The organism is Streptomyces katrae (assembly GCF_000966975.1).
Taxonomy (GTDB): Bacteria; Actinomycetota; Actinomycetes; order Streptomycetales; family Streptomycetaceae; genus Streptomyces; species Streptomyces katrae.
On record NZ_JZWV01000658.1, the window covers coordinates 1 to 12,050 of the forward strand.

Genomic DNA, 12,050 nt, shown 5'->3' on the forward strand with positions numbered 1-12,050 from the left:
CCATGGGGAAGCCGGTGCGGTCGAAGCGGGGGCCGGGGCGGCCGCCGCGGCGCCGGCCGGAGCGCAGCATGGCCGCGCGGACGGCGCCCCGGGGGGCGGCGACGAGCGGGAGCGCGGCGTGCAGGCCGCCGGAGCCGGGCCAGGGTGCGGTGGCGCCGACGCGTTCGGCGACGCGGCGGCAGCGCGGGCAGTCGTCGACGTGGCGGACGAGCTCGGCGCGCAGGCTGCTGGACAGCAGCACGTCACGGTCGCCGTCCTCGCCGGTGAGGCGGGAGACGGCGGGGCAGTTGCCGGTCTCGACGACGGCGAGGGCGGCGCGGGTGCGTTCGACCTCGCAGGCGGCGGCGGACAGCAGCTCGCGGGCGGTGGCGGGGGCGGTGCCGAGGACGGCGGCGAGTTCGGTGACGCCGAGGCGGTGGCGGACGGCGAGTTCGAGGGCCTCGCGCTGCTCGGGGGTGGTGCCGGCGGCCTCGGGCCAGGCGAGGCGGGCGAGCTCGGTGCGGCGGTAGGCGTCCACGTCGAGGACGTCACGGGAGCGGTATGGGAGGTGCGCCTGGGGCGCATGCCCCGCCTCCGCGTGCTCCGGCGTGCGCCGGGTGGAATGCGCCCCCTGGCGGGCGCGCCGCTGCTCGGCCAGCCGGCGCAGGCAGGCCCAGCGGGCGAGGGCGTACAGCCAGGCGCGCCGGTCGCCCTCGTCGGGACATCGGCCCGGGTGGCGGTCGGCGACGGCGAGGACGTCGCCGAGGACGTCGGTGGCGGCGTCGTGGTCGCACAGGACGGAGAGGCAGTAGGTGAACAGGCCGTCGAGGTAGGGCTCGTACGGGGAGGGCGGCGTTTCGGGGTCCCCGCTCCTGACGGCCGCCGCCGCATCCGCGGGGGCGGGCGGGGGCGCGAGGGCCGCCGGGTCCGCGGAGGCGGCCTGGTCCGTCGTTCCGGCCGGGCGGGGGAACGCGGACGTCGTCACCGCAGGCGTCTCCTCCGGCTCCGGCGCCCCTGCTCGGGGCGTGCGCCTGTGCGCCCGGTGTGCGCCGGTGCGTGATGCGGGGTCTCCCTGGTCGCTGCTGTCCACCTGGCGAAGGTAGGCGGCAGGCCCGTGGCCCTCCGGAAGCCTTCCCCGGTTTTAGCCCTTACGGGTGAACAGATCGCCATCGCGCTGACCGCGGCCCTGACGCCTGGGAGGGCCCCCGGGCGACCGGCCCGCACCGCGTTGTCGGTGGCGCCGGATACCGTGGGCGGCATGGCTGCCCGTACCTCTCGCTCATCCGCCAAGGACCGCCCGTCCTTCCGCTGCTCCGAGTGCGGATGGACGACCGTGAAGTGGCTCGGCCGCTGCCCGGAGTGCCAGGCGTGGGGCACCGTCGAGGAGATGGGCGCGCCCGCCGTGCGCACCACCGCGGCCGGCCGGGTCACCACCGCCGCGCTGCCGATCGCGCAGGTCGACGGCAGGACGGCGACCGCCCGCAGTACCGGCGTCGACGAGCTGGACCGCGTCCTGGGCGGCGGCCTCGTCCCCGGCGCGGTGGTGCTCCTCGCGGGCGAGCCGGGCGTCGGCAAGTCGACGCTGCTGCTCGACGTCGCGGCGAAGGCGGCCACCGGCGACCACCGCACCCTGTACGTCACCGGTGAGGAGTCGGCGAGCCAGGTGCGGCTGCGGGCCGACCGGATCAACGCCCTGAACGACCACCTCTACCTCGCCGCCGAGACCGACCTGTCCGCCGTCCTCGGCCACCTCGACGCCGTACAGCCGTCGCTGCTGGTGCTGGACTCCGTGCAGACCATCGCCTCCCCCGAGATCGACGGCGCCCCCGGCGGCATGGCCCAGGTCCGGGAGGTGGCGGGGGCGCTGATCCGCGCCTCGAAGGAGCGGGGCATGGCCACCCTCCTCGTCGGCCACGTCACCAAGGACGGCGCCATCGCCGGCCCCCGCCTGCTGGAGCACCTGGTGGACGTGGTGCTCAGCTTCGAGGGCGACCGGCACGCCCGGCTGCGCCTGGTGCGCGGCGTGAAGAACCGGTACGGGGCGACGGACGAGGTCGGCTGCTTCGAGCTGCACGACGAGGGCATCACGGGGCTCGCCGACCCCAGTGGGCTGTTCCTGACCCGGCGCGCCGAGGCGGTGCCCGGGACCTGCCTGACCGTGACGCTGGAGGGCAAGCGCCCGCTGGTGGCGGAGGTGCAGGCGCTGACCGTGGACTCCCAGATCCCCTCCCCGCGCCGCACCACCTCCGGCCTGGAGACCTCCCGGGTCTCGATGATGCTGGCGGTGCTGGAGCAGCGTGGCCGGATCACGGCGCTGGGCAAGCGGGACATCTACAGCGCGACCGTGGGCGGCGTGAAGCTGACGGAGCCGGCCGCCGACCTGGCGATCGCGCTGGCCCTGGCGTCGGCCGCGAGTGACGTGCCGCTCCCGAAGAACCTGGTGGCCATCGGGGAGGTCGGGCTGGCCGGCGAGGTGCGGCGGGTGACGGGGGTGCAGCGGCGCCTCGCGGAGGCGCACCGGCTCGGGTTCACGCACGCGCTGGTCCCGGTGGATCCGGGGAAGGTCCCGCCGGGGATGAAGGTGACCGAGGTCGCGGACGTGGGGGACGCGCTACGGGTCCTGCCGCGCGGGCGGTCCCGTACGCCGGCCAGGGAGCGGACTGGGGCCGCCTCGGCGGAATGAGAGGCTCCGGCGAGCGGGCGGGGTAGCAGGTCAGCGGGGCCGTACGGGCTGCCGCCGCGGCGCTGCGGGTCAACGCCCGGCGGGCGCGCAGGCGGCGCCGGTAGACTTTGTGCTGGTCCGCCCGGCCCTACGCAGGCGGCGCAACCCGCGACCGGAGGAGTGCAGTGGCAGCCAAGGACGGGGCAGCAGCATCCGGCAAGTCGGGCGCGAGCTCCAAGCACGAGGCGTTGATGCGCGCCTCCCTCACCGCGGTCGCACCTGGTCAGCCGCTGCGTGACGGACTGGAACGGATCGTCCGCGGCAACACGGGCGGGCTCATCGTCCTCGGCATGGACAAGACCGTCGAGGCCATGTGTACCGGCGGCTTCGTCCTGGACGTGGAGTTCACCGCGACCCGGCTGCGGGAGCTGTGCAAGCTCGACGGCGCGCTGATCCTGGACAAGGACCTGACGAAGATCCTGCGGGCCGGTGTGCAGCTGGTGCCGGACGCGTCGATCCCGACCGAGGAGACCGGCACCCGGCACCGCACGGCGGACCGGGTGTCGAAGCAGTGCGGGTTCCCCGTGGTGTCGGTGTCGCAGTCGATGCGGCTGATCGCGCTGTACGTGGACGGGGAGCGGCGCGTCCTGGAGGAGTCCGGGGCGATCCTCTCCCGGGCGAACCAGGCGCTCGCGACGCTGGAGCGGTACAAGCTGCGGCTGGACGAGGTCGCGGGCACGCTGTCGGCGCTGGAGATCGAGGACCTGGTCACGGTGCGCGACGTGACGGCGGTCGCGCAGCGGCTGGAAATGGTCCGCCGGATCGCGACCGAGATCGCCGAGTACGTGGTCGAACTGGGCACGGACGGGCGACTGCTGTCGCTCCAGCTGGACGAGCTGACGGTGGGCATCGAGCAGGAGCGGGAGCTGGTGATCCGGGACTACGTTCCGGAACCGACGGCGAAGCGTTCCCGCACGGTGGAGGAGGCGCTGCCGGCGCTGGACGCGCTGACGCATCCGGAACTGCTGGAGCTGGCGATCGTGGCGAAGGCGCTGGGGTACACGGGGTCGCCGGAGACCCTGGACTCGGCGGTGTCGCCCCGCGGGTACCGGCTGCTGGCGAAGGTTCCGCGGCTGCCGGGGGCCATCATCGAGCGGCTGGTGGAGCACTTCGGGGGGCTGCAGAAGCTGTTGGCCGCCAGTGTGGACGACCTGCAGACCGTTGACGGGGTGGGCGAGGCGCGGGCGCGGAGCGTGCGCGAGGGGCTCTCGCGGCTGGCGGAGTCGTCCATCCTGGAGCGGTACGTCTAGGCCGGGGTTTCGGGAGCCCCTAGTCCTGCTTCAGGACGAAGGACGTGCGGGCCACGGGGAGGCCCGGGGTGCGGGCTTCCACCACGTAGGTGTCGGGGGCCGGGGTGCCCGCCGGAGGCGACTGGCACTGGTCGGCCGCGCTCAGCTTGCGGTCCCACTCCAGGGACTGCTTCGCCTCGCCCTGCGCCGGCAGGCGGAAGTAGGCATTGGCCGGGCCCGTCGGGCAGTCGGCGGAGGACCAGACCTGCTTGGCTCCGGTCGTCTGAAAGATCGTCACGACCGCCTGCTTCGGGCCCAGTCCGAACTTGCAGGTGCTGCCGGAGACGTTGCGGACGATCAGTTCGAGACGCGGCTTCTCGTTCGTCTCGTACTCGTTCTTCACGCTCTTGACCTCCCACTGCACCGCGCTCGCCGCGCAGGTGGGCAGGGGGGAGTCCACCGGGAGGGCCGCCGAGGCGCCCGTGCCGCCGCCGGAGGAGGAGCCGGAGCCCGTGCCGCCGCCCTGGTCGGGGTTCTTCGACGTGCCGCCGTCCGAGCCGGAGGCGGAGCCCGCGCCGGTGCCCGACTCCGCGCGTCCGCCCGGGGCCTGACTGATCGCCGGGCCCGTGCCGGAGGGGCCGGGGGTGATCGTGCGGACCGGGCCGGAGCCGCTGCCGCCGCCCTTGCCGTTCGTACTCGTGCCGCCCCCACCGGAACTGACGAACCATACGGCGAGCAGCGCGACGAGCGCGGCGACGGACGCCAGAACAGCCCTCCGCCGCCAGTAAATGGAGGAGGGAAGCGGCCCGACCGGATTGCGCAGAGATCCCACGTACCGAACCTTACGAGAACTCGCGCCGCGATCAGTGCCCCACATGCCGTGCATACGGCGGGTTTTGCCGATGATCATCTTGCGGTATGACGACGGAGCGACGAGTTCAGGCCAGGGTCCGATGCGGCCCCGACCAGGGGTTGAGTACGGTCTGTCACCATGGACACCTCCGGCCTCTACCGCGACATCACCGACTTCGCCCACGCCACGCCCCACTGGGTGCAGTCGGCCTTCGAGGTCTGGACCGAATACGGGCTCCTCATATTCGGGCTGCTCTACATAGCCGTCTGGTGGCGTGCGCGCGGCCGGCGCGATCCGCGGGCCGTGGCACGCGCCGTGCTCGCCCCGCTGGTCACCGCGCTGGTGTACGTCGCCTCCGAGTTGGTGAAGTCGACCATCGACGAGGAGCGGCCCTGCCGGGCGGTGGCGGGGGCGGCAGCGGCCCTGCCGGGCGGTGGCGGGGGGGGCCGCCTCACTGGTCCCGTGCCCGCCGTACGGGGACTGGTCCTTCCCCAGCAACCACTCCGCCATCGCGGGCGCCGCCGCCGTGGCCCTGGCGCTGGCCGTGCCGCGGCTGGCGGTGCTGACCCTGCCGATGGCCGTGCTCATGGCCTTCTCCCGGGTGTTCGTGGGCGTGCACTACCCGCACGACGTGGGGATGGGCCTGCTGCTCGGCGCCTCGCTGGGCGCGCTGGCCGTGGCCCTGCTGACCGGGCCGATGACCCGGGTGATCGCCGCCGTACAGGGGAGCGGGATCCGAGCGGCCGTCTGGTTCACCGGTCCGGGCCCGGCGCGCCACCCGTAGAACGTGCCAGGATGCCCCTGACATGACTGCATCCGCCGAATCCGCCGAATCCCCCGCACGCTCCCCGCTGCACGAGCCCGTCATCGCGTGGTTCGACGAGCACGCCCGCGACCTGCCCTGGCGCCGCCCCGAGGCCGGCCCCTGGGGGGTCATGGTCAGCGAGTTCATGCTCCAGCAGACCCCGGTCAGCCGGGTCCTGCCGGTGTACGAGCAGTGGCTCGCCCGCTGGCCCCGGCCCGCCGACCTGGCCGCCGAGGCCCCGGGCGAGGCGGTACGGGCCTGGGGGCGCCTGGGCTACCCGCGCCGGGCCCTGCGCCTGCACGGCGCGGCCGCGGCGATAACGGAACGGCACGGCGGTGACGTGCCCCGCGACCACGCGCAGCTGCTCGCGCTGCCCGGGATCGGCGAGTACACCGCCGCCGCGGTGGCCTCCTTCGCGTACGGGCAGCGGCACGCGGTGCTCGACACCAACGTGCGCCGCGTCCTGGCCCGGACCTCGACCGGCGTGGAGTACCCGCCGAACGCCACCACCGCCGCCGAGCGGCGCCTGGCCCGGGCCCTGCTGCCCGAGGACGAGGCCACCGCGGCCCGCTGGGCCGCGGCCTCGATGGAGCTGGGGGCGCTGGTCTGCACGGCCAAGAGCCCGGACTGCGTCCGCTGCCCGGTGGCGGGGCTGTGTGCCTGGCGGCTGGCCGGGAAGCCCGCGCACGACGGGCCGCCGCGGCGCGGGCAGACGTACGCGGGCACCGACCGCCAGGTGCGCGGCCGGCTGCTGGCCGTCCTGCGCGAGGCGACGGGGCCGGTGACCCAGGCGCAGCTCGACGCGGTGTGGAACGAGCCGGTGCAACGGGCCAGGGCACTGGACGGGCTGGTCTCCGACGGTCTGGTGGAGCCGCTCGCACGGGGCATGTACCGCCTGCCGCAGGGCTAGCCTCCGGAATCCGCAGCGCCGGACGCCGGAATCCGCAGGTGGGACGGGCCCGGCCGGGAGTTCCCTGAAGTTGACGGGAGCATTCCGTTTCGGGCCGGGAAACCGCAGCTCACCGGCACTGTTACACAACCTACGGGTGTCCGTGCGCCCACCGCAGGCTGACCCGCACAGTGCCGTGACAACCCGTCCGTACCTTCGGATCCGTAAGGCAGCGGGTGACGGGGACGGCAGCGGAGGCGGTCTAGATGGCGCACGGAGATGTACTCGAGTTCGAGGAGTACGTACGCACCCGGCAGGACGCCCTGCTGCGCAGCGCCCGGCGCCTGGTCCCGGACCCCACCGACGCGCAGGACCTCCTCCAGACCGCCCTCGTGCGCACGTACGGCCGCTGGGACGGCATCGCCGACAAGTCCCTGGCCGACGCCTACCTGCGGCGCGTCATGATCAACACGCGGACCGAGTGGTGGCGGGCCCGCAAGCTCGACGAGGTCCCCACCGAGCAGCTCCCGGACGCCTCCATCGAGGACGGCTCCGACCAGCGCGCCGACCGCGCCCTGCTCATGGACATCCTCAAGGTGCTGGCGCCCAAGCAGCGCAGTGTCGTGGTGCTGCGACACTGGGAGCAGATGAGCACCGAGGAAACGGCCGCGGCGCTCGGAATGTCGGCGGGAACCGTGAAGAGCACACTGCACCGCGCACTGGCCCGGCTCCGCCAGGAGCTGGAGAGCCGGGACCTGGACATGCGTGCGCTCGAACGCGGTGACCACACCACGCGGTACGAGGGGCGGGAGCGGTGCGCGGCCTGAAAGGCCAAAGCCTGAGCGGCAGAAGCTCGCTGGTACTGACGTCGGCGGGGACGGTCGTCCTCGTCGGCACAGTGCTGTTCGCGGCCGGATGTTCCGCCGGCGGCACCGGCCTGCGCGACGGCGGCCCCGCCCGTACGGAGTCGGTGGCCCGCAACAGCCAGCCCAACCAGCCCACCGCCGCGGCCAGCGGCCCGGCCGCCATGGGCCACTCCCCCGCCCCGGGGACGGGCACCCCCCTCAAGAGGGTCGACCCGGTGGCCCTCCTGAAGGCGGACCCCAAGGTCAGCGCCGAGATCAAGCGGGACCTGAAGCCCTGCACGGGCAAGGAGTACCCGGTCGACGTCAGCTACGGGAAGATCACCGGGAGCAGCGTCGTCGACATCGTCGTCAACGTCCTGTCCTGCGCCGACGCCCTCGGCCGGGGCTCGTACGTGTACCGGTCGGACGGCGGGAAGTACGAGAATGTCTTCGCCGACGAGCAGCCGCCCGTCTACGCCGAGATCGACCGCGGCGACCTGGTGGTCAGCAAGCCGGTCTACGGCAAGAGCGACGCCCTCTCCTACCCCTCCGGCGAGGACGTGATCACCTACCGCTGGAACGGGGAGAAGTTCGCCGAGCAGGACCGCGTCCACTCCGAATACAGCAACGTCGGCGACGGCGGGGGCCAGCCGGCCCCGGCCGTCACCCCCCCGAAGAACTGACCGCACAAGCACAAGCAGACGCACAAGACCGGAGTGAGGCTGGGCATGGCCGAGACCCACGTGCTGTTCGTGGAGGACGACGACGTCATCCGCGAGGCCACGACCCTGGCGCTGGAGCGCGACGGGTTCGTGGTCACCGCCATGCCCGACGGCCTGTCCGGCCTGGAGTCCTTCCGGGCGAACCGGCCCGACATCGCCCTCCTCGACGTGATGGTGCCCGGCATGGACGGCGTCAGCCTGTGCCGCCGCATCCGTGACGAGTCCACCGTCCCCGTGATCATGCTGTCGGCGCGCGCCGACTCCATCGACGTGGTCCTCGGCCTGGAGGCGGGCGCGGACGACTACGTCACCAAGCCCTTCGACGGCTCGGTCCTCGTCGCCCGCATCCGCGCGGTCCTGCGCCGCTTCGGCCACGCGGGCGGCACGCAGAACGGCGGCAACGGCCCCGGCGCCGCCGACGACTCCGACGAGCGCGGGGTGCTCTCCTTCGGCGACCTGGAGGTCGACACCGAGGGCATGGAGGTCCGCCGGGCCGGCGCCCCCGTCGCCCTGACCCCCACCGAGATGCGGCTGCTGCTGGAGTTCTCCTCCGCGCCCGGCACCGTCCTGTCCCGCGACCGGCTGCTGGAACGCGTGTGGGACTACGACTGGGGCGGCGACACCCGCGTCGTGGACGTCCACGTCCAGCGGCTGCGCACCAAGATCGGCCAGGACCGGATCGAAACGGTCCGCGGCTTCGGATACAAGCTCAAGGCATGAGTAGAACCGCATGAGGCGTTTCACCCTGCGCACGGGGATCCGCTGGAAGATCACGCTCGCCATCGCCGCCGTCGGCGCCCTCACCGCGCTCGCCCTGAGCCTGGTGGTGCACAGCGCCGCCCGCGTGTCGATGCTGGAGAGCGCCCGCGACTCCGAGCTGGAACGGGTGCAGTACATCGCCCGCACCCCCGACGCCGGCCGCAAGCCCATCTGGGGCGCCAAGGTCAACGACCCCGAGCTCCCCGCCGAACTGCGCGAGAAGGCCCGCTCGGGGCGGCGCGGCACCTACATCCAGGAGAGCCCCAAGCGGGCCCCCGAGGTGTGGGCGGCCGTACCGCTCGGCAACGGGCAGGTGCTGTCCATGCACCACCAGTTCCGCGAGAGCGCCAACATGGTCCGCGACCTCGACCGGGCCCTCGTCATCGGCTCCCTCGCCGTCGTCATCGGCGGCTCGGCACTCGGCGTGCTGATCGGCGGGCAGATCTCCAGCCGGCTGCGCAAGGCGGCCGCCGCCGCCCAGCGGGTGGCGCACGGGGACCCCGAGGTCCGCGTACGGGACGCGGTCGGCGGTGTCGTACGCGACGAGACGGACGACCTCGCACGAGCGGTCGACGCCATGGCCGACGCCCTCCAGCAGCGGCTGGAGGCCGAGCGGCGGGTCACCGCCGACATCGCGCACGAGCTGCGCACCCCGGTGACGGGGCTGCTCACGGCCGCCGAACTGCTGCCCCCCGGCCGCCCCACGGAGCTGGTGCGCGACCGCGCGCAGGCGATGCGGGCGCTGGTCGAGGACGTCCTGGAGGTGGCCCGGCTGGACGGCGCGTCCGAGCGGGCCGAACTGCAGGACGTGGCGCTGGGCGAGTTCGTCACCCGCCGGGTGACGGCGCTGATGCCGGAGGCCTCGGTACGGGTCGTCGCGGACGAGATCGTCAGCACCGACCCGCGCCGCCTGGAGCGGATCCTCGGCAACCTCCTCGCCAACGCCGCGCGGTACGGGCAGCCCCCGGTCCAGGTCGACATCGAGGGCCGGGTCGTGCGCGTACGGGACCACGGGCCGGGCTTCCCCGAGGCCCTGCTGCGGGAGGGCCCGAGCCGCTTCCGCACCGGCTCGACGGACCGCCACGGGCTCGGCCTCACCATCGCCGAGGGCCAGGCCCGCGTCCTGGGCGCCCGCCTCACCTTCCGCAACGTCGCGGCACCGGGCGGCGCGGACACCGAGGGCGCGGCGGCCGGCGCGGTGGCGGTCCTCTGGCTCCCGGAACACGCCCCGACGGCGACGGGCAGCTTCCCGATCATCCAACTCCCCGGCTGACCCCTGTTCCTCACGGCGTCGGGCCGGCGGGGTCGGGGGCGGCCGGGGTCGGGTGTCGTGACGCGGGGCTCACGGGTTCGCGGGGATGTTCTAGCATCCGTGCCATGACTGACGGTACGGATCGCCCGAACAACTCCCAGCCCGGCCCCGCCTCCGGCGGGTACGGCTATCCCCAGCCCGGGCAGTCCAACCCCTACCAGCCGGAGCCTGCGGCCGGGCAGCAGGGGCAGGGCTTCGGGCCGCCGCCGGTGGCGGACGAATCGTTCCCCCCGCCGATACCCGAGACCTTCAGCGCCACCCCCACCCCGGACTGGCAGGCGATGGCCGACGCCTCCGAGGCCCAGCGGCGCAAGCGCCGGATGCTGGTCATCGGCGGCGGAGTGCTCGCGGGGTCCTGGTCCTGGTCGCAGCGGGCACGGCGTTCTTCCTGATGGACGACGGCAAGCCGGCCGACAAGCCGACCGCCTCCTCCTCCGGCTCCCCCAGCCCCTCCGGCTCGGGTCAGCCCCCGTCGAAGACCCCCGAAGACGACTCCCCCACCGTCCCCGGCGAGCCGAACCTGCTGCGCGACCGCAACGGCAAGATGGGCATCGCCCTGGGGCCGGGCGCCTCACTGGGCGAGCTGAACCAGCGGACCGAGGTCCGGTTCAAGGGCGCGGCGGACTCGTACGCGCAGGGCGCCGAGGCGGCCGTGGACGTCTCGAAGAGCTTCACCGTCTCCACCCGCGCCTACAACGTCACCGAGGGCGGTTCGCGGATGGCGGTCAGCCAGGGCGACGGCGACTCCTACTCGTTCGAGCTGGGCTTCGAGGTCGTCGGCGGCAAGAAGGCCTGGGTGTTCCGGGTGCAGACCGGCGACAAGGGCCAGGCGGCCACGGCCCAGCAGGTCGTCGCGGACAACGTGGACACCACGAAGAAGTGGGCGCTGCTGACGGGCACCTACGACGCGGAGAAGAAGACCATCGCGCTGTGGGTGGACGACAAGCAGGCCGGCCAGGCGCAGGTCTCCGGCATCTGGGCGGGCCCCGGACCGCTCCAGCTGGGGCGGGCCCGTCACCACGGCATCTGGAGCGCCTCGTGGGACGGGGCCCTCGACCACATCCGGATCTTCGACCAGGCACTGGGCCAGGAGCAGATCACGGGCCTGAAGAACAACAAGCTCGGCAAGACCAGGCCGACCCACTCCTGGCTCATCTGAGCCGGGAGGATCAGACGGTGATGCCGGCCTTGCGCAGGAAGGCGACCGGGTCGATCGCGGAGCCGTAGTTCGGCGTGGTGCGGATCTCGAAGTGCAGGTGCGGGCCGCTGGAGTTCCCGGTGTTGCCGGACAGCGCGATCTTCTGGTCCAGGGCGACCTTCTGGCCGACCTTGACGAGGATCTTCGACAGGTGCGCGTACTGGGAGTACGTGTTGTCCGCGTGCTTGATCACGATGGCGTTGCCGTAGGCCGGGCCGTCGCCGCCGCCGTTGGGGCCGGCCTTGACGACGGTGCCGGCGGAGGCGGCGTGCACCGGGGTGCCGACGGGGACGGCGAAGTCCTGGCCGGAGTGCTTGTGGGCCCACATGGAGCCGCCCTTGCCGAAGGTCGCGGAGAGCGTGTAGCTCGCGACGGGCTTCTCCCACAGGCTGGTCTTCGCCGCGGCGGCCTGGACGGCCGTGCTGGGGGCCTCGTCGGCGAAGGCGGTCGTCCCGGCCCCGAGGGCCAGCGTCGCACCGAGGGCGGTGACGGCGAGGGCGGTACGGGTACGACGGGTGCTGACGCGCTTCGCGGACATGCGGGGACCTCCGGGGCCGGGGACAAGGGGGCAAGAAAGATCCCGGCACGGCGGCCAGAGCCGTCACTGCCGGGCTTGCCCCACCTTGGTAACCCGCGCCCCCGCTCTTCCCCAAACGTCCGATTTACTACCCCACCTCGTAGCCGAACCAAGTCCCCCGCCCCCCGTTGACGCCCCCACCCAGCCCCAACACCCAGAC

At 73.6% G+C, this 12,050-nt stretch carries 13 protein-coding genes; 10 read left to right on the plus strand and 3 right to left on the minus strand.

What is annotated here, in order from left to right; translation table 11 throughout:
* Nucleotides 1-964, minus strand: a 964-nt coding sequence (locus tag VR44_RS23310) for an RNA polymerase sigma factor (protein ID WP_342669379.1), incomplete at its 3' end; no start/stop codon positions are given.
* 273 nt (nucleotides 965-1,237) lie between these two features.
* Here VR44_RS23310 and radA point away from each other — a divergent pair.
* On the plus strand, nucleotides 1,238-2,662 hold the full coding sequence (radA, locus tag VR44_RS23315) for a DNA repair protein RadA (protein ID WP_045949529.1): 1,425 nt from the start codon (nucleotides 1,238-1,240) through the stop codon (nucleotides 2,660-2,662).
* 164 nt (nucleotides 2,663-2,826) lie between these two features.
* Entirely contained in the window at nucleotides 2,827-3,951 is a 1,125-nt protein-coding gene (gene disA / locus VR44_RS23320) for a DNA integrity scanning diadenylate cyclase DisA (protein ID WP_045949530.1), read from the plus strand.
* 19 nt (nucleotides 3,952-3,970) lie between these two features.
* Here the strand turns inward: disA and VR44_RS45220 are convergent, their stop codons facing one another.
* On the minus strand, nucleotides 3,971-4,762 hold the full coding sequence (locus VR44_RS45220) for a hypothetical protein (RefSeq protein ID WP_045949531.1): 792 nt from the start codon (nucleotides 4,760-4,762) through the stop codon (nucleotides 3,971-3,973).
* Between the two features lie 454 nt (nucleotides 4,763-5,216).
* On the opposite strand from VR44_RS45220, the gene VR44_RS49195 reads away from it, so the two are divergent.
* The 8 genes from VR44_RS49195 to VR44_RS23365 all read left to right on the plus strand — a co-directional run bounded on the left by VR44_RS49195 (nucleotide 5,217) and on the right by VR44_RS23365 (nucleotide 11,274).
* Nucleotides 5,217-5,567, plus strand: coding sequence for a phosphatase PAP2 family protein (locus VR44_RS49195; RefSeq protein WP_425424527.1), 351 nt, complete (start codon nucleotides 5,217-5,219; stop codon nucleotides 5,565-5,567).
* A 22-nt stretch (nucleotides 5,568-5,589) separates the two neighbouring features.
* Nucleotides 5,590-6,498 (plus strand): HhH-GPD family protein, encoded by a 909-nt coding sequence (locus VR44_RS23335; protein WP_045949532.1) that lies wholly within the window; start codon nucleotides 5,590-5,592, stop codon nucleotides 6,496-6,498.
* A gap of 245 nt (nucleotides 6,499-6,743) precedes the next feature.
* Nucleotides 6,744-7,304, plus strand: coding sequence for a SigE family RNA polymerase sigma factor (locus tag VR44_RS23340; protein WP_045949533.1), 561 nt, complete (start codon nucleotides 6,744-6,746; stop codon nucleotides 7,302-7,304).
* Nucleotides 7,292-8,005, plus strand: a complete 714-nt coding sequence (locus VR44_RS23345; RefSeq protein ID WP_045949534.1) for a hypothetical protein — start codon at nucleotides 7,292-7,294, stop codon at nucleotides 8,003-8,005. The genes VR44_RS23340 and VR44_RS23345 overlap by 13 nt, the downstream gene beginning before the upstream one ends.
* Before the next feature lie 45 nt (nucleotides 8,006-8,050).
* Nucleotides 8,051-8,764, plus strand: coding sequence for a two-component system response regulator CseB (cseB, locus tag VR44_RS23350; protein ID WP_045949535.1), 714 nt, complete (start codon nucleotides 8,051-8,053; stop codon nucleotides 8,762-8,764).
* A gap of 10 nt (nucleotides 8,765-8,774) precedes the next feature.
* On the plus strand, nucleotides 8,775-10,076 hold the full coding sequence (gene cseC, locus VR44_RS23355; RefSeq protein WP_045949536.1) for a two-component system sensor histidine kinase CseC: 1,302 nt from the start codon (nucleotides 8,775-8,777) through the stop codon (nucleotides 10,074-10,076).
* Between the two features lie 104 nt (nucleotides 10,077-10,180).
* Nucleotides 10,181-10,507, plus strand: coding sequence for a hypothetical protein (locus tag VR44_RS23360; protein ID WP_045949537.1), 327 nt, complete (start codon nucleotides 10,181-10,183; stop codon nucleotides 10,505-10,507).
* On the plus strand, nucleotides 10,507-11,274 hold the full coding sequence (locus VR44_RS23365; protein ID WP_045949538.1) for a LamG domain-containing protein: 768 nt from the start codon (nucleotides 10,507-10,509) through the stop codon (nucleotides 11,272-11,274). Before VR44_RS23360 ends, VR44_RS23365 begins: the two co-directional genes overlap by 1 nt.
* A 10-nt stretch (nucleotides 11,275-11,284) precedes the next feature.
* Here VR44_RS23365 and VR44_RS23370 read toward each other — a convergent pair whose 3' ends face one another.
* Nucleotides 11,285-11,851 carry a M23 family metallopeptidase gene (locus VR44_RS23370; RefSeq protein WP_045949539.1) on the minus strand — a complete coding sequence of 189 codons (567 nt, stop codon included), beginning with the start codon at nucleotides 11,849-11,851 and terminating at the stop codon, nucleotides 11,285-11,287.
* Nucleotides 11,852-12,050 lie beyond the last annotated feature (199 nt).

Bases quoted from the DNA above. Each gene is read 5' to 3' on its own strand.
- VR44_RS23335 (WP_045949532.1), top strand. From the start codon at position 5,590: ATGACTGCATCCGCCGAATCCGCCGAATCCCCCGCACGCTCCCCGCTG.
- VR44_RS23340 (WP_045949533.1), top strand. From the start codon at position 6,744: ATGGCGCACGGAGATGTACTCGAGTTCGAGGAGTACGTACGCACCCGG.
- radA (WP_045949529.1), top strand. From the start codon at position 1,238: ATGGCTGCCCGTACCTCTCGCTCATCCGCCAAGGACCGCCCGTCCTTC.
- VR44_RS23370 (WP_045949539.1), bottom strand. From the start codon at position 11,851: ATGTCCGCGAAGCGCGTCAGCACCCGTCGTACCCGTACCGCCCTCGCC.
- cseB (WP_045949535.1), top strand. From the start codon at position 8,051: ATGGCCGAGACCCACGTGCTGTTCGTGGAGGACGACGACGTCATCCGC.
- cseC (WP_045949536.1), top strand. From the start codon at position 8,775: ATGAGGCGTTTCACCCTGCGCACGGGGATCCGCTGGAAGATCACGCTC.
- VR44_RS23365 (WP_045949538.1), top strand. From the start codon at position 10,507: ATGGACGACGGCAAGCCGGCCGACAAGCCGACCGCCTCCTCCTCCGGC.
- VR44_RS23360 (WP_045949537.1), top strand. From the start codon at position 10,181: ATGACTGACGGTACGGATCGCCCGAACAACTCCCAGCCCGGCCCCGCC.